Origin of the sequence: Caulobacter endophyticus (genome assembly GCF_029543245.1) — a bacterium.
In the GTDB taxonomy this organism is placed as follows: domain Bacteria; phylum Pseudomonadota; class Alphaproteobacteria; order Caulobacterales; family Caulobacteraceae; genus Caulobacter; species Caulobacter endophyticus_A.
The window spans coordinates 208,968-227,430 of record NZ_JARQWV010000006.1 but is presented as its reverse complement, the minus strand read 5'-3'; the positions used below and the strand labels follow the sequence as shown (position 1 = coordinate 227,430).

Sequence of the window (18,463 nt, the reverse complement as noted above, 5' to 3'; positions counted from 1 at the left end):
GCGAGCCCTTGTCTTGCGTTCCATATTATGAGAGGTAGTGCTACAAAATGAAACCCAGCACGTCAAGGGGAGCGGAACCGGTGGCGGACGACGAAGGCGCGGCGACCAAGAGCCCAAGCGGCAGCCAGACGCTGTTTCGCGGCCTGGACGTGCTCGACGTGGTGGCCGACGCGGGGGCCATCGGCCTGCCGGCGCTGGCTGCGCGACTCGGCCTGACTCGCAGCACCACGCACCGCCTGGCCACCGCCCTTGTCGAGCGCCGCCTGCTGACCCAGACCCCGCGTGAAGGCTACAGCCTGGGCCCGAAGCTTCTGGAACTGGGCTATCTGGCCAGCCAGCAGATGGACCTGCCGCGCATCGCGCGCCCGCACCTGGAAAAGCTGTGGGAAGAGCTGGAAGACACCGTCCATCTGGGCGTGCTCGACGACGACCGCGCTCTGTATCTCGACAAGCTGACCGGCCGCCGCCGCATCAACATCTCCTCGCGCGTGGGCGATCGCCAGCCGATCCGCTCGACGGGCCTGGGCAAGGCCCTGGTGCTGGACGACGACGAGGGCCGCTGGCGCACGCTGTATCGCAAGGAAGGCCCGGCCGCCGCCGGCGCGCCGAACGAAGAGCAGTGGATCGCCTGGATGCACGACTATTCCCAGCGCGGCATCGCCTTCGACTTGGAAGAGAACGAAGACCGCATCCGCTGCGTGGCCGCGCCCGTGCGCGGGGCGGGCGGTCAGATCGTCGCCGCGATCAGCGTCTCGGGCGCTGCTCAGTACATGGACGACGAACGGATGGGCGGGCTGGTGGACGACATCCGCCTGGCCGCCGACGCGATCAGCCGCGACCTGGGCTGGAACGGCAAGCGGGGGTCAGGCGCCAAGACCTGACGCCTCCCGCGCGTGAGTGAAGACGGAGGAACTATGCTTCTGAAGGACAAGGTGGTGCTGGTGACCGGCGCCTCGGGCGGTATCGGCAAGGCGGCCGCCATCGGCGCTGCGCGTCATGGCGCCGACGTGGCGATCAACTACCACTCCGACGAGGCCGGCGCGGCCGACGCCGTGGCGCAGATCGAGGCCCTGGGCCGTCGCGCCATCGCCGTGAAGGGCGACGTGGCCCAGGTCGAAACCGCCCAGGCCTTCGTCGACGCCGCCGTCGCCGCCTTCGGCAAGGTCGACGTCTTCGTCAACAACGCCGGCATCTGCCCGTTCCATGCCTTCCTGGACATGCCGCCCGAAGTGATGGAGCGGACCATGAAGGTGAACCTGTTCGGCGCCTACTACATGGTGCAGGCGGCGGCCAACCAGATGGTCAAGCAAGGTCACGGCGGCTCGATCATCGCCGTCTCCTCGATCAGCGCCCTGGTCGGCGGCGGCATGCAGACGCACTACACCCCGACCAAGGCCGGCGTGCACAGCCTGATGCAGTCGACCGCTATCGCGCTCGGGAAGTATGGCATCCGCTGCAACTCGGTGCTGCCGGGCACGATCGAGACCGCGATCAACAAGGAAGACCTCGCCGACGTCGCCAAGCGCGAATACATGAGCGGCCGCATCCCGCTGGGCCGCCTGGGCGAGCCCGACGACCTGGCCGGCCCGATCGTGTTCCTGGCCTCGGACCTGGCCAACTACGTCACCGGCGCGGCCCTGCTGGTCGACGGCGGCGCGTTCGTGAACCTGCAGTAGATCGATCGTCCTTCCATGATCGTCTCGTCGACCACCGACTTCCGTGAGGCTGCGCGGCGCAAGCTGCCGCGCTTCCTCTTCGACTACATCGACGGCGGCGCCTACGCCGAGCGGACCCTGGCCCGCAACGTCTCCGACCTGGCGGACCTCGCCCTGCGACAGCGGGTGCTCAAGGACGTGTCCAAGGTCTCGACGGCGACCAGCCTGTTCGGCGTCGAGCAGTCCATGCCCGTGGTGCTGGCCCCGGTGGGCCTCACCGGCATGTACGCCCGTCGCGGCGAATGCCAGGCGGTGCGCGCGGCTTCGGCCAAGGGCGTGCCGCTGTGCCTGTCGACGGTGTCGGTGTGCGACGTGGACGAGGTGGCGGCCGCGTCGAGCCGCGCCCTGTGGTTCCAGCTCTATGTGCTGCGCGACCGGGCGTTCATGCGCGACCTGCTGGCGCGGGCCGAGGCGGCGGGGGCGAGCACGCTCGTCTTCACCGTCGACATGCCCGTGCCGGGCGCCCGCTATCGCGATGCGCACTCAGGGATGAGCGGTCCGAACGCCTCGATGCGCCGGATGCTGCAGGCCATGGGCCGGCCGCAGTGGGCGTGGGACGTCGGCGTCATGGGCCGTCCCCACACCCTGGGCAACGTGGCCCCGGTGCTGAAGGGCAATACGGGCCTGGAGGACTTCATGGGCTGGCTGGGGGCCAACTTCGACCCCTCGATCCAGTGGAAGGACCTCGAATGGATCCGGCAGTCCTGGAAGGGGCCGCTGGTCATCAAGGGCGTGCTCGACCCCGAGGACGCCAAGGCCGCCGCCGACATCGGCGCCGACGGGGTGGTGGTGTCCAACCACGGCGGCCGCCAGCTGGACGGCGTGCTGTCGTCGGCCAAGGCGCTGCCGGCCATCGCCGACGCGGTGGGCGACAAGCTGACCGTGCTGGCCGACGGCGGGGTGCGTTCTGGCCTCGACGTGGTGCGGATGCTGGCCCTGGGCGCCAAGGGTGTGCTGCTGGGCCGGGCCGCCGTCTACGCCCTGGCCGCGCGCGGCCAGGCGGGCGTGACCCAGCTTCTGGACCTGATGGAAAAGGAGATGCGGGTGGCCATGGCCCTGACCGGCGTCAATTCCGTCTCCGAGATCGACCGTTCAATCCTGGCGGAGACCCGCTGATGAAAGCCGCCGCCGCCCTCGCACTGGCTCTGGTCATGGGGGCGGCGCCGGCCGCCCTGGCCGATCCGAACCGGATCGTCATCGCCAGCGATTCCACCGCCGCCGACTACAGCGCCCGCAGCTTTCCGCAGATGGGCTGGGGCATGGTGCTGAAGTGCTCGCTGACGCCCGACGCCCAGATCGTCAACCTGGCCCGCGGGGGCCGCTCGACCAAGACCTTCCAGGAGGAGGGGCTGTGGTCGGTGCTGATGGCGCAGCTGAAGCCCGACGACACGGTGCTGATCCAGTTCGGCCACAACGACGCCGACACCAAGAAGATCGTCCGCTTCACCGACCCGAACGGGGCCTATGCCGACAATCTGCGACGGTTCGTGGCCGACGTGCGCACGGCCGGCGCCAAGCCGGTGCTGATCACCCCGATCGCCAAGCTGATCTTCAAGGACGGTCAGATCCAGGACACCCATGGCCCGTACTCGGCGACCGTGCGGCGTGTGGCGGCGGAAACGAAGACCCCGCTGATCGACCTCGACAAGGAAAGCCAGGCCAAGTTGCAGGCCATGGGCGAGGCCGAGGGCGCCAAGCGCTTCATGATCTATTCGGCGGCCGACAAGATCGCCAGCCACCCCGAAGGGATCAATGACACCACCCACCCCAACGAGCTGGGCGCGCGCATGGCGGCCGGCATCGTGGCCAAGGGCCTGCGGGGGGCGAAGGTCCCGGCTTCGAAGCTGGTGCTGCGGGGCGAGGCCGACGCCTCGGCGCGCGGCGAGCCGACCTGCGCGGCGCGGCCCTAAGCTTGAGGCAAAAAGAAAGGAGCGACGGCGGGGCCGGCGCTCCTGGACCTCAGAGGGGGAAGTACGAGGTCAGGCAGAACAGGGAAGGATCGAGTTTCGATCCATCGATCAATTCTCACAATATGGACAATTGATTGATATATTGAGAATATCATCGAGGCGGCGGACGTCAACCGCCGTTGTGGGGAAACGCTGATGAACCGTACGATCCTGTCCGCCGCCCTGGTGCTGGCGCTGGCGCCCGCGCCGTTGCTGGCCGCGCCCAAAGCCCGTCCGGCCGCGGTCTCCAAAGTTCCAGCCTGGCGCAGCGCCTGGGGCAATGCGCCGATCGCGCCGCAGGCCGTGGCCCGGCCGGGCGAGGCCAGAGCCTTCACCGACGTCACCGTGCGCCAGGTGATGCGCCTGAACGCCGGCGGCGACGCCGTGCGGCTGCGCCTGTCCAACGAGCTGAACGAGCGTCCGCTGGCGGTGGGGGCGATCACGCTGGCCCCGGCCGACGCCGACGGAAAGATCCTCTCCGCGCCGATCACGGTGACGGTGGGCGGCAAGTCCGAGTTCACGATCCCGTCGGGCGCGCCGGTGCTGAGCGACCCGGTGGCCTTGCCGGTCAAGGTGATGGACCACGTCTCGGCGGCGGTCTTCTACGTCGGGACCCAGGCCCCGGCCGGCCACCGCGTGCGCCTGTTCGTGGCCCCGCCCGGCAACCATGTCGCCAAGGACGCGATCCCGGGCGAGCAGGCCCTGAAAGGTCCTGGCCTGGTCAGCGGCGTCGAAGTGCGCGGGCCGGGCGAGGCGCCGGTGCTGGTGGCCATCGGCGACTCGATCACCGAAGGCTCCGGCTCGACCCCGAACGCCGACAAGGGCTGGCCCGAGCAGCTGGCCGCGCGGCTGTCCGCGCGCGGGCAGGGCTGGAGCGTCGTCAACATGGGCGTCGGCGGCGGGCGGCTGCTGCGCGAGGTCTCGGGCCCCAGCGCGCTGTCGCGCTTCGACCGCGACGTGCTGAGCGTGGCGGGGGTCAAGGCGGTGGTGGTGCTGGAAGGCATCAACGATATCGGCCGTCCCGCCCAGCCGGGCTTCGCCGCCGATGCGGTGACGCCCGAAGACCTGATCGCCGGCTATCGCCAGCTGATCGCCCGGGCCCATGCGCGCGGCGTGAAGATCTATGGCGGCGTCATCCCGCCGTTCGAGGGCGCGGCCTACTATCACGACAAGGGCGAGGCCACGCGCCAGGCCGTCAACGCCTGGATCCGCACCGGCGGCGAGTTCGACGGCGTCATCGACTTCGACGCGGTGCTGCGCGATCCGGCCAAGCCGAGCCAGCTGCGGGTCGAGACCCATGGCGGTGATCACCTGCATCCGAATGATGCGGGCTACGCCCTGATGGCCGAGGCGGCGGACAAGGCCGTCTTCGCGGGCAAGTAGATCCGCAACCCGCCTTGCCGCGAAGGTGGCGGGCGGGTTAGCTCCCTCTGGAGTATTCGTGAGGGGGCCTATCCATGAAGACCATCAAGTCGCTGCTGATCATGACCGCCGTCCTGGCGACGCCGACCCTGGCCCATGCCGCCGACGGCGACTCCAGGAAGTCGGTGGCGGTGTTCATCGCGCTGTTCGCGGCGTTCTGCGGCGTGGGCACGGTGTTCCTGGCCGTTGCGGCGAGCAAGGCCAAGAACGGCAAGAAGTAGGAATTTCAAATCGCCTTCCTGGGCCTTGTGCCCAGGATCCATGGTTCCGCTGCTCAGACCTTTGCAGAATGGCCCAGGTTTGAGCGGTCGCCGGCATGGGCCCTCGCCACAAGGGCGAGGGAGGCGATCCTCCCGGAGCTTAGTTTCCCCGAGCTCCGAAGCTTGGGACCTCCAAGCCGTGATTGCACCTGTCGCAATCCTGGGTAAGGTCCCTTCAAACGGCTGTTTGGGGTGACGCGATGGCTAGGCAAGGTTTGGGGCGGCGTTTCGGGCTGGCGACGGCCCTGGCTCTTTCCCTCGCCTGGAGCGGGGCGCCCGCCCTAGCCGCGCCCAAGGACCAGCTGGTCGCGGCCGCGCCCGAGAGCGTCGGCGTCTCGCCCGAGCGGCTAGGGCGGCTGGACGCACTGATGAAGGACCTGGTCGCCACCGGTCACCTGCCGGGCGCGACGACCATGCTGGTGCGCCACGGCAAGGTGGTCAGCTTCGAGACCTACGGCGCGCGGGGCTTCGGCGGGCCGCCGATGACCAAGGACACCATCTTCCGCATCTATTCCCAGACCAAGCCGGTCACGGGCGTGGCGATGATGACCCTGTTCGAGGAGGGCAAGTGGCGCCTCGACGACCCGGTGACCAAGTACGTGCCGGAGCTGGCCAATCTGCGCGTCTACAAGGGCGTCAACGCCGACGGTTCGTTCGTCACCGAGGCCGCCGACCGACCGCCGACCATGCGCGAGATCATGAGCCACACGGCCGGCTTCGCCTATGGCCTCAATCCCGACAACCCAGTCGACAAGGCCTATGTCTCGACGGGCGTGCTGGGGTCCAAGAGCGGCCAGGAGTTCGTCGAGCGCCTGGCCAAGCTGCCGCTCTACGGTCCGCCCGGCAAGCAGTGGAAGTACAGCGTCGGCGTCGACATCCAGGGCTTCATCGTCGAGAAGCTGTCGGGCCAGAGCCTTCCGGACTTCATGCAGGCCCGGATCTTCGCGCCGCTGAAGATGAAGGACACCGGCTTCTGGCTGCCGGCCGAGAAGTTGGGGCGCCTGGCGGATCTCTATCTGTGGGACGGCAAGGCCAAGAAGATCGTCCCGGCCGAAGGCTTCATGGTGCTGGACGTCACCAAGCCGCCGGTTGTGGCCTCGGGCGGCGGGGGCCTGGTCTCGACCAACGCCGACTACGCCCGCTTCTGCCAGATGCTGCTGAACGGCGGCGAGCTGGACGGGGCGCGGATCCTGTCGCCGGCCAGCGTCAAGCTGATGGCGTCTGATCATCTGCCCGACGCCGTCCTCGATGATCCCAAGGCCGGGTTCTCCAGGGCGACGGGCAAGGGCTTCGGCCTCGACTTCATGGTGATCACCGATCCGGCCCGGGCCGGTACGCTGGCGGGGAAGGGGACCTACAGCTGGGGCGGCGCGGCCGGCACCTGGTTCTGGATCGACCCGGAGAACGACCTCTTCTTCCTGGGGATGATCCACGTGCTGGCCAAGGACGGCGATCCGGCCCTCCGCGATCTCAGCGATCGCACCGCCACCCTGGTCTATCAGGCGCTGGTCCAGCCAGAGAAATAAGCCAATCCCGAAAAATAAGGCCCGCCAAAGGGCTGACGGAGGAAATCACATGCGGGATCTGTTTTCGCTCGAGGGCCGGGTGGCCCTCGTCACCGGCGGTTCGCGCGGCATCGGCCGGATGATCGTCGAGGGCTTCCTGCGCCACGGGGCGGCCAGGGTCTACATCACCGCCCGCAAGGCCGGGGCCTGCGACGAGGCGGCCGAGGAGTTGTCGCAGTTCGGCGAGTGCGTCTCGCTGCCGGGCGACATCTCGACGATGGAGGGCGTGCAGGGCCTGGCCGCGCGGATCCTCGAGCGCGAGAGCAAGCTCGACATCCTCGTGAACAACGCCGGCGCGGCCTGGGGCGCGGGCATCGACGAATTCCCCGAGGCAGGCTGGGACAAGACCGTCGACCTCAACATGAAGACCCCGTTCTTCCTGACCCAGGCCCTGCTGGCCCCGCTGCGCGAGGCGGCCAAGAGCCGGGTGGCCAAGGTGATCAACATCGCCTCGATCGACGGCCTGTCGGTGACCAAGGAGGAGACCTATCCCTACGGCGCCAGCAAGGCCGGCCTGATCCACATGACCAAGCGCATGGCTTTGCGCCTGGCGCCGGAGAACATCGCGGTGTCGGCCATCGCGCCGGGCGCCTTCGCCAGCGACATGAACCGCGTGGCCCGCGATCACGCCGACGCGGTGGCCAAGTTCATTCCCGCCGGCCGCATCGGCGAGGCCGAGGACATGGCGGGGGCGGCGATCTATCTCGCCTCGCGGGCGGGGGACTACGTGGTCGGCTCGACCCTGGCGGTCGACGGCGGGGTGGCCTGGTCGCGGTAGGGAGAGCGGGTGCGGCTCAGGCCGAGATGTTGACCAGAACGCCGGTCAGCTCGCCGGTGGCCTGGGCCAGGGCCGCGCCGGCCGAGGCGGTGGCCTTGGCGTTGGTCTGGGCCACGGCCAGCTGGGTCAGGTCGACGATCTTGGCCGCGGCCTGGCTCGCCGCAGCGGGAGCGCTGGGCGGGGTGTAGCGGGCGGCGTTGGCGGCGGAGACCTGCACGGCGACTTCCTCTGGAAACCTGGCCGCAATCTGGGTCGGAAGCCTTAACCAGGCCTGATCAAACAAGGTTAAGAACGGTCGCCGGCGGGAGGCGCAGAAGCCGCCATGCGCCAATCCTGGTCATTTTCTACCGAGAGTCCCCGCGAAGGCGGGGATCCAAGCTGTCTTTCAGGAAAAGGCGCCGCTGTGGGCGACCCGCAGCCATCGCTTGGGTCCCCGCCTTCGCGGGGAACAACGGATTTCTTGAAGTCAGTCGTCGGCTGAACGTCGGCCCGCTCTAGGGCTTGCCCGCCGCCGGCAGCTCGGTCAGCGGGATGGCGTCGGAGAGTTCGACCTCGCGCACGGCCGGGGCCGGGGCGGTCTTGGGCGGGCGGGCGCCGCGCTCGCGGGCCGACATCAGCGACCAGCCGCCGGGCTTGAGGATCTCCAGCGGCGAGAACTTGGCCTTGTACGCCATCTTCTCTGACCCCGGGACCCAGTAGCCCAGATAGACGTAGGGCAGGCCGGTCAGGCGGGCCTGGACGATGTGGTCGAGGATGATGAACGACCCCAGGCTCCGGCGTTCCTCGGTCGGGTCATAGAAGCTGTAGACCAGCGACAGGCCGTCGGCGAGCACGTCGACCAGCACGCAGGCCACCAGTTCGCCCGGGCCGCGGTCGACCGACGGGCGGCGGTACTCGATCAGGTGCGTGCGGACAGCGGTGTCCTCGACCATGGCCACATAGTCGGGCCAGGTCATCTCGGCCATGCCGCCGTCGGCATGGCGGGCCGTGAGGTAGCGGCGCAGCAGCTCGAACTGCTCCAGCGTGGCCTCGGCCTCGACCAGGTGACGCACCAGGTCGTTGTTGCGGTTCAGGGCGCGGCGCTCGGAGCGCGAGAACTGGTAGTCGGCGGCGGGCGCGCGGGCCGACTGGCAGGCGCGGCAGGTCTCGCAGGCCGGACGGTAGGCGATGTTCTGCGAGCGGCGGAAGCCCACCTGGGTGAGGCTGTCGTTGACGCCGGGGCCGTCGGAGAGGGGCAGGTGAGTGAACACCTTCCGTTCCTGGCGGCCGGGCAGGTACGGGCAAGGGGTCGGAGCCGTCAGGAAGAACCGAAGCTGTCGCGTCGGAAAATGCTGCGTCACGTCTTCCCAATCCCCTTACGCCCGGCCAGGCCCCCGCCTATGCCGTGGAGGCGATTAGGCGACATGCCGGGCCGTTGTGCAAGCAGGACAAACGCGCGACGCGGCTAACGGTCACAGGTTGTCGGGCAGGACGGGCTTTTCGCGCAACAGGACGATGGAAATCCGGCGGTTGCCGGCCAGGGTCGGATCGTCCGCGTACAGCGGTTCGGAGTTGGCCTTGCCCGAGACCTGGTAGATGCGGTCGTCGTCGACGCCGGCGCCGCGGAGAATCTGGCGCGAGGTGTCGGCGCGCTGGGCCGACAGGGCCCAGTCGCTGTCGGCCTTGCGGCCGCGGGCGTCGGCGTTGGTGTGGCCCGAGACGGTGACGCGGTTGGGCAGCTGGTTGATGACCTTGGCCACCGCGCGCAGCAGCAGGCGGGCGCGGTCGTTGGGCTCGCGCGAGCCTTCCTTGAACATCGAGCGGCCTTCCTGGTCGACCAGCTGGATGCGCAGGCCTTCCGGGGTCTGGTCGATGAGGATCTGCTTCGACAGTTCGGCCAGTTCCGGCATGTCCTGCAACGACTGGCGCAGGGACTGGGCGGCCGAGGCGAAGCTGTCCTGTTCCTTCTTGGCCAGGGCGTCGCGCAGGGCCTGCTCGCTGGCCGAGTCGAGGCTGGCGGTGGTCGAGGACTGGCCGTCCTGGTTGGTCTGGTCGGGCGCTTCGGGCGCCATCTGCTGGACGACCGACATCTTGCCGTCGGCCTTGGCGCCGTCGTCGCCGAGCGAGGTGCCGCCCAGGATGCCGCCCGAGCCGCTGGTGCTGGACGAGATCGAGGCGGGCGCGAAGTAGTCGGCGATGCCCTGCTTCTGTTCGGGGCTGGTGGTGTTGAGCAGCCACATCAGCAGGAAGAAGGCCATCATCGCCGTCACGAAGTCGGCATAGGCCACCTTCCAGGCGCCGCCATGGTGACCATGGCCGCCGCCCTTCTTGACCTTCTTGATGATGATCGGCGCTTCGCCGGTCGACGCCATCGTGCTTAAGCCTGCTTAACCCTGTCGGGGCAACCTGCCCGCAGGACGTTAAAATGCCGTTGCGATACGCCGCCGTTGGGCTCATGCACGGGGCCAATTCGCAGGGTGCGGCAAGGAGTCTCGCGCATGAAGACGGCGTTCATCGGTCTTGGCGTCATGGGCTTTCCGATGGCGGGCCACCTGCAGGCCGCCGGCCACGAGGTGACCGTCTATAATCGCACCGCGCAGAAGGCCGCGCGCTGGGTGGAAAAGCACGGCGGCAAGAGCGATCCGACCATCGCCGGGGCCAGCAAGGGCGCGCAGATCGTGGCCCTGTGCGTGGGCAACGACGACGACGTCCGCGCCGTGGTGGCGCAGATCCTTCCCGCGCTGGAGGCCGGCGCCATCATCGTCGACCACACCACCACCTCGGCCAAGGTGGCTCGCGAGATGGCGGAGCTTTGCGCCGCCAAGGGCGTGGGCTTTCTCGACGCGCCGGTCTCGGGCGGCCAGGCCGGGGCCGAGAACGGCCAGCTGACCATCATGGTCGGCGGCGATGAGGGATCTTACGCGGCCGCCGAGCCGGTTCTGAACGTCTATGCCAAGGCCATGCGCCGCATGGGCCCGTCGGGCGCGGGCCAGCTGACCAAGATGTGCAACCAGATCGCCATCGCCGGCGTGGTGCAGGGCGTGGCCGAGGCGCTGGACTTCGCCAAGCGCGCGGGCCTGCCGACCGACGACGTGCTCGCGGCGATCTCCAAGGGCGCGGCCCAGTCCTGGCAGATGGAGAACCGCTGGGGGACGATGTCGCGCGGCGAGTTCGAGTTCGGCTTCGCTGTCGACTGGATGCGCAAGGACCTGGGGATCGCGCTCGACGAGGCGGCCAGCAACGGCGCGGCGCTCGACATGACCCGGATGATCGACGGGTTCTACGGCGAGGTGCAGGCGATGGGCGGCAATCGCTGGGACACCTCCAGCCTCGTGGCCCGTCTGGAGAAGAAGTAAGCCATGCGCCGCCTGCTTCTGACCCTGGCCGCCTGCGCGGCCTTGAGCCCTGTCGCCGCCTTCTCCGCGCCAGCGGTGACGCCCAAGGAAGGCGACTTCGTCGTCAAGGACTTCAGGTTCGGCTCGGGCGAGACCTTGCCGGAGCTGCGGCTGCACTACACGACGTTGGGCGAGCCCAAACGCGACGCGCAAGGCCGGGTGACCAATGCGGTCATGGTGCTGCACGGCACCGGCGGCAGCGGCAAGCAGTTCCTGTCGCCGCAGTTCGCTGACGAGCTGCTGGTTCCGGGCGGCCTCTTGGATCCGGCCAAGTGGTACGTGATCCTGCCCGACGGCATCGGCCACGGGAAATCCTCCAAGCCCTCGGACGGACTGAAGGCGAAGTTCCCGCACTACGACTACGACGACATGGTGCGCGCCCAGCACCAGTTGCTGGTCGAGGGGCTGAAGGTCGACCGGCTGCAGCTGCTGATGGGCACGTCGATGGGCTGCATGCACGGCTTCGTCTGGGGCGAGACCTATCCCGGCTTCGCCGCCAAGCTGGCGCCGTTCGCCTGCCAGCCGGTGGCCATCGCCGGCCGCAACCGCATGTGGCGCAAGATGACCATGGACGCCATCAAGGCCGACCCGGCCTGGAACGGCGGCGACTACGCCCAGCAGCCCAAGCAGGGCCTGCGCACGGCGACCGACTTCCTGATCATCGCCGGCGCCTCGGCCCTGCCGATGCAGCTGGCCCTGCCGACCCGCGAGGCGACCGACAAGGCGCTGGAGGCCGACTTCAACCGCCGGATCGCGGGCCTGGACGCCAACGACCTGCTCTACCAGGTCGACGCCTCGCGCACCTATGACCCGTCGGCCGGGCTGGAGAAGATCGAGGTTCCGGTCCTCTGGATCAACTCGGCCGACGACTTCATCAACCCGCCGGAGCTGGGCATCGCCGAGCGCGAGGTGAAGCGCTTGAAGCACGGGCAGTTCGTGCTTCTGCCGGCCAGCGAGAAGACCAAGGGCCACGGCAGCCACACCTGGGCGGTGCTGTGGAAGGACCGACTGGCGGCGTTCCTCGCCAAGTAGTCCTTCTCCCCTTGCGGGAGAAGGTGGCGGCCGAAGGTCGACGGATGAGGGGTCTCTCAGAACGCCAAAACCGCACCCGGTCGATACGCCGTCAATGCGGATCGGACTTTCGACCCCTCACCCGACCCGCTTCGCGGGCCACCCTCTCCCGCAAGGGGAGAGGGACTAGCTGACGAGCGCCAGCCAGGCCTCCTCATCCATCACCTGCAATCCCCGCTCGCGGGCGGTGCGCAGCTTGGCGCCGGCGCCGGGGCCGGCGACCACGAGGTCGACGGCCTTGGTCACCGACAGCACCACGCGCGCGCCCATGGCGGCGGCGAGACCTTGCGCGTCGGGGCGGCTCATGGTGTCGAGCTGGCCGGTGAAGACGACGGTGCGGCCGGCCAGCCGGCGTTCGGCGCCGGGCGGCAGGATGGGGCGAGGCGGCGGCGGGGCCTTCTTGGGCAGATGCCGGCTCTGCGACGGGGCGTAGGTTCCGTGGCTAAGCCGGCCGAGCGTCAGGCCGATCCGCGACGGCAGGTCGTGCACGCCGCTCGCGCCGGTCTGGCCGGCGGCCGCCAGGGCCACCTGGCCGCAGGCATAGGCGTCGCCCGCGGCGTCGTGGTGCTTGAAGTTCACCCCCAGGTGCCGGCCGACCACGTTCAGCTTGTGCGACGGCAGGCTGGGCCAGACGCTGCGGGCGACCTGGACGGTGCACATGTAGTCGAAGGCCGGCGGCGTGATCCCGTAATGCTCGCAGGTGCGGCGGATGACGCTGATGTCGAAGGCGGCGTTGTGGGCCAGCACCAGGGCGCCGTCGAGATCGGCCCGCAGCCGGTCGAGTACGGTGGGAAACTCGTCGGCGTCGCGTACGTGGTTCGGGCCGATGCCGTGGAAAGCGATGTTGAACGGCGCAAAGCGCATGTCCCACGGCCGGATATAGTGGTGGTCGACGCGGGCGACCGCGCCGTCGTCGATAAAGGCCAGACCGATCGAGCAGGGGCTCGACCGGGTCTCGTTGGCCGTCTCGAAGTCGATGGCGACGACCTTCATCAGCCGGCGACCAAAGCCAGCCACTCGTCCTCGGTCATCACCTGGATGCCGAGGTCCTGGGCGGTCTTGAGCTTGGAGCCCGCGCCGGGACCGGCGACGACCAGATGGGTCTTCTTGGACACCGACGAGGCGACCTTGGCGCCCAGCGACTCCGCCTGGGCCTTGGCTTCGTCGCGGGTCATCTTCTCCAGCGAGCCGGTGAAGACCACGGTCTTGCCGGCCACGGCGGTGTCGGTCTTGGGCTTGGCCACGGCCTGGACGTCGAGTTGGGCCAGGAGGTTCTCGACCTTCTGGCGGTTGTGCTCCTCGGCGAAGAAGCGGGCCAGGGACTGGGCGGCGACGGGGCCGACGCCGTCGACGGCGGCCAGGTGCAGGTAGTCCTCGCCCGGCGCGCCCTTGGCGGCCTGGGCCAGTCCTTCTGCGAAGGCGTCCCAGTTTCCGTAGCGCTGGGCCAGGGCGGCGCGGGCCGGCTTGGTCAGCTTGGGGACCACCTGGCCGATCTTCAGCTCCAGGTCTTCCGACTGAGGCCACGGATCGGCGGGCACGCCGGCGCGGCCGGCCTCCACGAGGAGATCAAGCGCCTTGGGACCGACGCCGGCGGCGGTCGACAGCTCCAGATAGGTCGCGCCCGGCAGGCCGGCGGCGGCGGCTTCCGAGGCGGCTTGCAGGTCGGCGAAGGTGTCGAAGTGACGGGCCAGCACGGTCGAGGTGGTCTCGCCGATATCGCGCGCGCCCAGGCCGTAGATCATGCGGTCCAGACCGATGGTGCGGCGGGCCTCGATGCCGGCGATCAGGTTCTTGACCGAGGTCTCGCCGTAGCCGTCACGCTCGCGCAGGGCGGCCAGCTTCTCCTCGTCCTTGGCCAGGGCGAAGATGTCGGCCGGCTCCTTGATCCAGCCTTCCTCGAAGAAGGCCTGCAGCTGCTTTTCGCCCAGGCCCTCGATGTCGAAGGCGCGGCGGGAGACGAAGTGGCGCAGGTGCTCGACCCGCTGGAACGGGCAGGCGAACTCGCCGGTGCAGCGGCGGACGACCGACTCCACGCCATTGGCGTTGATCTCCTGGGTCAGGGCCGTCTTCAGAGGGCATTCGCAGACGTGCGGGAACGCGTAAGGGGCGGCGTCCTCCGGGCGCGCTGAGAGGTCGACCTCGACGATCTGCGGGATCACGTCGCCGGCGCGTTGCAGGACCACCGTGTCGCCGATGCGGACGTCGAGGCGGGCGATCTCGTCGGCGTTGTGCAGGGTGGCGTTGGTCACCGAGACGCCGCCGACGGTGACGGGCTTGAGCCGCGCGACGGGCGTGTGGGCGCCGGTGCGGCCGACCTGGATGTCGATGGCCTCGAGAATGGTCTTGGCGCGCTGGGCCGGGAACTTGCGGGCGATGGCCCAGCGGGGCGAGCGCGAAACGAAGCCCAGGCGGCGCTGCCGCTCCAGGTCGTCGACCTTGTAGACCACGCCGTCGATGTCGAAGGGCAGTTGCGGGCGCAGGGTCTCGAAATGGGCGTAGACGTCGAGCAGGCCTTGCGCGCCCTCGACCTTCTGGGCCGGCGGGGCGGTAGTGACGAAGCCCCATTCCTCCAGCTTTTCCAGCGCTTCCCACTGGCCGGCGGCGAAGGGCTCGGACGCCAGGCCCCAGGCGTAGCCGAAGAAGCGCAGGGGACGCGTGGCGCTGATCTTCGGGTCGATCTGGCGTAGCGAGCCGGCGGCGAAGTTGCGCGGGTTGGCGTAGGTGCGCGAACCGGCTTCCTCCGCCGCCCGGTTGAAGGCCGCGAAGGCCTCCAGCTCGACATAGACCTCGCCGCGGATCTCGATGACGTCGGGCCAGCCCGAGCCCTTCAGCTTGTGGGGGATGTCGGCGATGGTCTTGAGGTTGGCCGTGACGTCCTCGCCCACGCGGCCGTCGCCGCGCGTGGCCCCCTGGACCAGCACGCCCTTCTCGTAGCGGATCGAGGCCGACAGGCCGTCGATCTTGGGCTCGGCGGTGTAGAACAGCGGCTCGTCGGCGCCGATACGCAGAAAGCGGCGGACGCGGGCGTCGAACTCGGTCGCCTCGTCGTTGGAGAAGGCGTTGTCGAGGCTGAGCATCGGTACGCCGTGCTCGACCGGCGCGAACTGGGCCGAGCGCGCGGCGCCGACCTTGAGCGACGGCGAGTTCTCGCGAACCAGGTGCGGAAAGCGCGCTTCGATGTCGGCGTTGCGGCGCTTGAGCTCGTCGTACCCGGCGTCGTCGATCGTCGGCGCGTCATCCTGATAGTAGCGCAGGTCGTGGCCGGCCATCTCGTCGGCCAGACGCTCCAGCTGCTCGACGGCTTGGGCTTCGGTGAGGTCGGAGACGGGGATCAGGGGCACGGGTCGGCGAATCCGGTTGCGGTCGGCGGGGCAGGTTAGATGATCCTCCCCCTCTGGGGGAGGTGGCCCGAAGGGCCGGAGGTCCCATTTCCTGCAATGGAATCCGTGCGATCCCTCTCCCCTTGCGGGAGAGGGTGGCCTGCGAAGCAGGTCGGGTGAGGGGTCTCTCAAACCTCGAAGCTGCGCGTGGCGGTCAGGCCGGGTGAAGCGTCCAATTTCTGAGAGACCCCTCATCCGACGGCTTCGCCGCCACCTTCTCCCGCAAGGGGAGAAGGATCACCGTTTACCCCTCCAGCATCGCCAGCAGGGCGAAGCTCGCCAGCCAGTGCTCGCCCATATAGTCGCCCGTGACGTGGGGCAGGGCGGTGGCCAGGTGCAGGTCGGCGGCTTCCAGAGCCACGGCGGCGACGGCGGGCGGGGCCTCCTTGGCCACCGCGCGCCAGCACCAGGCGCGGGAAAGCGACAGGCCGTCCAGGTGGGCGATCTTGCCGTCGGTGCGGTCGCTGACGTTGGGCGGTGAGAACAGGGTGGCGGGGCGGCGCTGGGCCAGGTCGGGCAGGAAGGCGGCGAACCATTCCGCGAAGACTTCCGGCTGGAGGCGGCGCATGGCCAGCGCCTCGACCAGCGCCGACGACAGGAAGTCGTCGCCTGACGGTTCCCAGGCCTGGCAGGCGTGGTCCTGGCCGTACCAGGCGGCGGCCTTGGCCGCGAGCAGGGCGCGCAAGTCGGCGTCGCTGGCGGCGTCGGCATAGTCGGCGGCAAGCGCCAGGGCGAAGGCGGTGTTGGAGTGCACGCCGGCCCGGATCGGATAGTCGGCGATCGGCAGGAAGGCGCGGTAGCGGGCGACGAAGGCGTCGGCCAGCGGCTGCATGGTCGCCGCCCAGGGGGCGTCGTGGGACAGCAGTTCGGCCTGCAGCTTCAAGAGCCACGCCCAGCCGTAGGGGCGCTCGAAGCCGCGGCTTTCGGGGCGGGCGAGATAGGCGACCTCGGCGGCGACCTTCTCCGGCGTGAAGGCCTCATCGAACAGGGCGCGGATGGCCGAAGCGTCGGCGATCTGCGGATGCAGGCGCAGGATCGTCGCCAGGGTCCAGTAGCCGTGGACGCAGGAGTGCCAGTCGAAACTGCCGAAGAAGATCGGATGCAGGGCGCGAGGGCCCAGCGCGTCGGCGTCGCCCGCCATCACGTGGTCGAGCTTGTTGGGATATTCGCGGGCGACATGGCCGAGGGCGGCCTGGGCGAAGCGGGCGGCGGTCTCAGCGGAAAGCGAGGACATACATCAGGACCATGTTGATCAGCAGCATCAGCACCGCCGTCGGCGCCTGGGCCTGGATGACGGCGTAGCGGTTCTTCAGTTGCAGGAGGGCGGCGGGGACGAGGTTGAAATTGGCGGCTAGCGGCGTGAGCAGGGTGCCGCAGAAGCCCGACAGCATGCCGATGGCGCAGACCACGGCCGGGTCGCCGCCGAAGCGGCCGATCACCAGCGGCAGGCCGATGCCCGCGGTCATCACCGGAAAGGCGGCGAAGGCGTTGCCCATCATCACCGTGAAGAGCGCCATGCCTGCGCAGTAGGCCACGACGACGGCCAGGCGGCTGTCGATCGGCGTGATCGCCAGGGTGATGTCGCCGATGGTCTGGCCCACGCCCGCCAGGGCGAAGACCGCGCCGAGCGCCGCCAGCATCTGCGGCAGCATGGCGGCCCAGCCGACGAGGTCGATCAAACGGCGGCCCTCCTGCAGCGGCGAGGTGGCGGGCTGGCCGAACAGGCGCTGGGCGAGGATGGCGGCCACGATGGCGGCGAGGGCCAGGGAGACCAGCGTCGCCTGCTTGGGATCGACGACGTGCTGGCCATTCCAGGTCAGGGCCTTGAAGGCGAAGGTGCCCAGAAGGACGATCACCGGGATCAGCAGGGCCGGCAGGAAGAGCTTGAGACCGAAGCGCTGGGCCATCTGCACGCGCTCTTCGCCGGTGGTGGTGGCGGGCTGGCCGACGCCAAGACGGCCCGTGCCGGCCAAGAGGGCCAGGGCGACGACGAGGAACCCGTTGCCCAGGTCGCCCAGGCTGTCGCCGAACAGGAAGCTGATCGCGAACAGGCCCCAGAAGGCGGCGTTGCCGAAGCGCTTGGGGTTGGCCTTGTCGCCGGCGCTCATGGCCGCGAAGGCCGTGAACATGAAGCCGACCAGCAGATAGACGAGCGGCAGGCCGATCATGCTTTCGTCCCCCGGCGCGAGAGCTTGCGGTCGAAGAGCAGCAATCGTGCGCCATGCACGAGGAAGGCGGCGATCGCCGTCGGGATCGCCCAGATCGACAGGTGCAGGGGCTCGACGATCAGGCCGTTCTGGTCGAGGAAGCCGACGATCAGCAGGATCGAGCCGATGGCCATAAAGATGTCCTCGCCGAAGAAGACGCCGACATTGTCGGTGCCGGCGCTCATGGCCTTCACCTTGTCGCGGGTCGCGTCGTCCAGCTCGCCCTGGCTTTCGGCGGCGGCCTCGGCCATCGGCGCGACGAGGGGGCGGACGGTCTGGGCGTGGCCGGCGATCGAGATCAGGCCCATGGCTGCGGTCAGTTGGCGGGCCAGCAGGTAGGCCAGCAGGATCCGCCCGGCGGTGGCGGCCTTCATGGCCCGGACCGCGGTGCGGGCGCGCTCCTGCAGGCCCGAGCGTTCCAGCACGCCGATGGCCGGCAGGATCACCCAGACGATGCTGACATAGCGGTTCTGGTTGAATGCCTTGCCGAAGGCGGCCAGCACCTCCAGCGGGCCAAGGCCGGCGGCCAGGCCCGAGGCCATGGCGGCGCAGACCACCACCAGCAGCGGATTGAACCGCAGGGCGAAGCCCAGGACGATCACGCCCACGCCGATCAAGGGCAACATGCGGAAGATCCCCCGTCTTCGAATCCGCCAAGACGGTCCGACGGGCAAAGGGCGCTGGCAAGTACGATCCGATCGAACGCGGGTCGCTTGACGGCTGCGCCCGTCGGCGCGACGCT

The 18,463-nt window shown here is 69.2% G+C and carries 18 protein-coding genes; 10 read left to right on the top strand and 8 right to left on the bottom strand.

Features of this window, described 5'->3' with window-relative positions; translation table 11 throughout:
• Positions 1-47 precede the first annotated feature (47 nt).
• From P7A99_RS08175 to P7A99_RS08140, 8 genes are all read left to right on the top strand, one after another.
• A complete protein-coding gene (locus tag P7A99_RS08175) occupies positions 48-881 on the top strand; it encodes an IclR family transcriptional regulator (RefSeq protein ID WP_116489444.1) in 834 nt (277 codons plus the stop codon).
• Between the two features lie 33 nt (positions 882-914).
• Positions 915-1,676, top strand: coding sequence for an SDR family NAD(P)-dependent oxidoreductase (locus tag P7A99_RS08170; RefSeq protein WP_165262213.1), 762 nt, complete (start codon positions 915-917; stop codon positions 1,674-1,676).
• A 15-nt stretch (positions 1,677-1,691) separates the two neighbouring features.
• Positions 1,692-2,831, top strand: a complete 1,140-nt coding sequence (gene lldD / locus P7A99_RS08165) for an FMN-dependent L-lactate dehydrogenase LldD (protein ID WP_277793405.1) — start codon at positions 1,692-1,694, stop codon at positions 2,829-2,831.
• Positions 2,831-3,625 (top strand): rhamnogalacturonan acetylesterase, encoded by a 795-nt coding sequence (locus tag P7A99_RS08160; RefSeq protein WP_277793404.1) that lies wholly within the window; start codon positions 2,831-2,833, stop codon positions 3,623-3,625. Before lldD ends, P7A99_RS08160 begins: the two co-directional genes overlap by 1 nt.
• Before the next feature lie 195 nt (positions 3,626-3,820).
• Entirely contained in the window at positions 3,821-5,047 is a 1,227-nt protein-coding gene (locus P7A99_RS08155; RefSeq protein ID WP_277793403.1) for an SGNH/GDSL hydrolase family protein, read from the top strand.
• A 74-nt stretch (positions 5,048-5,121) separates the two neighbouring features.
• Positions 5,122-5,307 carry a hypothetical protein gene (locus P7A99_RS08150; RefSeq protein WP_277793402.1) on the top strand — a complete coding sequence of 62 codons (186 nt, stop codon included), beginning with the start codon at positions 5,122-5,124 and terminating at the stop codon, positions 5,305-5,307.
• A 239-nt stretch (positions 5,308-5,546) separates the two neighbouring features.
• Positions 5,547-6,872, top strand: coding sequence for a serine hydrolase domain-containing protein (locus tag P7A99_RS08145; protein ID WP_277793401.1), 1,326 nt, complete (start codon positions 5,547-5,549; stop codon positions 6,870-6,872).
• A 49-nt stretch (positions 6,873-6,921) separates the two neighbouring features.
• Positions 6,922-7,689, top strand: a complete 768-nt coding sequence (locus P7A99_RS08140) for an SDR family oxidoreductase (protein WP_277793400.1) — start codon at positions 6,922-6,924, stop codon at positions 7,687-7,689.
• A gap of 16 nt (positions 7,690-7,705) precedes the next feature.
• On the opposite strand, the gene P7A99_RS08135 is transcribed toward P7A99_RS08140, so the two are convergent.
• From P7A99_RS08135 to P7A99_RS08125, 3 genes are all read right to left on the bottom strand, one after another.
• Positions 7,706-7,906, bottom strand: a complete 201-nt coding sequence (locus P7A99_RS08135) for a hypothetical protein (RefSeq protein ID WP_277793399.1) — start codon at positions 7,904-7,906, stop codon at positions 7,706-7,708.
• Between the two features lie 277 nt (positions 7,907-8,183).
• A complete protein-coding gene (locus P7A99_RS08130) occupies positions 8,184-9,029 on the bottom strand; it encodes an arginyltransferase (protein WP_277793398.1) in 846 nt (281 codons plus the stop codon).
• Positions 9,030-9,140: 111 nt separating this feature from the next.
• The gene (locus P7A99_RS08125; RefSeq protein WP_277793397.1) at positions 9,141-10,040 is read right to left on the bottom strand and encodes a flagellar motor protein MotB; all 900 of its coding nucleotides are present in this window, start codon (positions 10,038-10,040) and stop codon (positions 9,141-9,143) included.
• A gap of 126 nt (positions 10,041-10,166) precedes the next feature.
• On the opposite strand from P7A99_RS08125, the gene P7A99_RS08120 reads away from it, so the two are divergent.
• Both P7A99_RS08120 and P7A99_RS08115 read left to right on the top strand, forming a co-directional pair.
• Positions 10,167-11,024 carry an NAD(P)-dependent oxidoreductase gene (locus tag P7A99_RS08120; protein ID WP_277793396.1) on the top strand — a complete coding sequence of 286 codons (858 nt, stop codon included), beginning with the start codon at positions 10,167-10,169 and terminating at the stop codon, positions 11,022-11,024.
• Positions 11,025-11,027: 3 nt separating this feature from the next.
• On the top strand, positions 11,028-12,095 hold the full coding sequence (locus tag P7A99_RS08115) for an alpha/beta fold hydrolase (RefSeq protein WP_277793395.1): 1,068 nt from the start codon (positions 11,028-11,030) through the stop codon (positions 12,093-12,095).
• Positions 12,096-12,260: 165 nt separating this feature from the next.
• Here the strand turns inward: P7A99_RS08115 and P7A99_RS08110 are convergent, their stop codons facing one another.
• The 5 genes from P7A99_RS08110 to P7A99_RS08090 form a co-directional block, all read right to left on the bottom strand.
• A complete protein-coding gene (locus P7A99_RS08110) occupies positions 12,261-13,151 on the bottom strand; it encodes an exonuclease domain-containing protein (protein ID WP_277793394.1) in 891 nt (296 codons plus the stop codon).
• Positions 13,127-15,475, bottom strand: a complete 2,349-nt coding sequence (gene ligA / locus P7A99_RS08105; RefSeq protein ID WP_277793393.1) for an NAD-dependent DNA ligase LigA — start codon at positions 15,473-15,475, stop codon at positions 13,127-13,129. Before ligA ends, P7A99_RS08110 begins: the two co-directional genes overlap by 25 nt.
• A 283-nt stretch (positions 15,476-15,758) precedes the next feature.
• Positions 15,759-16,748, bottom strand: coding sequence for a DUF2891 domain-containing protein (locus P7A99_RS08100; protein ID WP_277793392.1), 990 nt, complete (start codon positions 16,746-16,748; stop codon positions 15,759-15,761).
• Positions 16,729-17,682, bottom strand: a complete 954-nt coding sequence (locus P7A99_RS08095; RefSeq protein WP_277793391.1) for a DUF979 domain-containing protein — start codon at positions 17,680-17,682, stop codon at positions 16,729-16,731. The genes P7A99_RS08100 and P7A99_RS08095 overlap by 20 nt, the downstream gene beginning before the upstream one ends.
• Complete coding sequence (locus P7A99_RS08090; protein ID WP_277793390.1) at positions 17,679-18,347, bottom strand: DUF969 domain-containing protein; 669 nt, start codon at positions 18,345-18,347, stop codon at positions 17,679-17,681. Before P7A99_RS08090 ends, P7A99_RS08095 begins: the two co-directional genes overlap by 4 nt.
• Positions 18,348-18,463: the final 116 nt, after the last annotated feature.

What these genes read in the sequence shown, in the direction of transcription:
- P7A99_RS08155 (WP_277793403.1), top strand. Translation starts at nt 3,821, where the DNA reads ATGAACCGTACGATCCTGTCCGCCGCCCTGGTGCTGGCGCTGGCGCCC.
- P7A99_RS08160 (WP_277793404.1), top strand. Translation starts at nt 2,831, where the DNA reads ATGAAAGCCGCCGCCGCCCTCGCACTGGCTCTGGTCATGGGGGCGGCG.
- P7A99_RS08175 (WP_116489444.1), top strand. Translation starts at nt 48, where the DNA reads ATGAAACCCAGCACGTCAAGGGGAGCGGAACCGGTGGCGGACGACGAA.
- P7A99_RS08145 (WP_277793401.1), top strand. Translation starts at nt 5,547, where the DNA reads ATGGCTAGGCAAGGTTTGGGGCGGCGTTTCGGGCTGGCGACGGCCCTG.
- P7A99_RS08095 (WP_277793391.1), bottom strand. Translation starts at nt 17,682, where the DNA reads ATGATCGGCCTGCCGCTCGTCTATCTGCTGGTCGGCTTCATGTTCACG.
- P7A99_RS08140 (WP_277793400.1), top strand. Translation starts at nt 6,922, where the DNA reads ATGCGGGATCTGTTTTCGCTCGAGGGCCGGGTGGCCCTCGTCACCGGC.
- P7A99_RS08125 (WP_277793397.1), bottom strand. Translation starts at nt 10,040, where the DNA reads ATGGCGTCGACCGGCGAAGCGCCGATCATCATCAAGAAGGTCAAGAAG.
- P7A99_RS08100 (WP_277793392.1), bottom strand. Translation starts at nt 16,748, where the DNA reads ATGTCCTCGCTTTCCGCTGAGACCGCCGCCCGCTTCGCCCAGGCCGCC.
- P7A99_RS08115 (WP_277793395.1), top strand. Translation starts at nt 11,028, where the DNA reads ATGCGCCGCCTGCTTCTGACCCTGGCCGCCTGCGCGGCCTTGAGCCCT.
- P7A99_RS08090 (WP_277793390.1), bottom strand. Translation starts at nt 18,347, where the DNA reads ATGTTGCCCTTGATCGGCGTGGGCGTGATCGTCCTGGGCTTCGCCCTG.
- lldD (WP_277793405.1), top strand. Translation starts at nt 1,692, where the DNA reads ATGATCGTCTCGTCGACCACCGACTTCCGTGAGGCTGCGCGGCGCAAG.
- P7A99_RS08150 (WP_277793402.1), top strand. Translation starts at nt 5,122, where the DNA reads ATGAAGACCATCAAGTCGCTGCTGATCATGACCGCCGTCCTGGCGACG.
- P7A99_RS08170 (WP_165262213.1), top strand. Translation starts at nt 915, where the DNA reads ATGCTTCTGAAGGACAAGGTGGTGCTGGTGACCGGCGCCTCGGGCGGT.
- P7A99_RS08120 (WP_277793396.1), top strand. Translation starts at nt 10,167, where the DNA reads ATGAAGACGGCGTTCATCGGTCTTGGCGTCATGGGCTTTCCGATGGCG.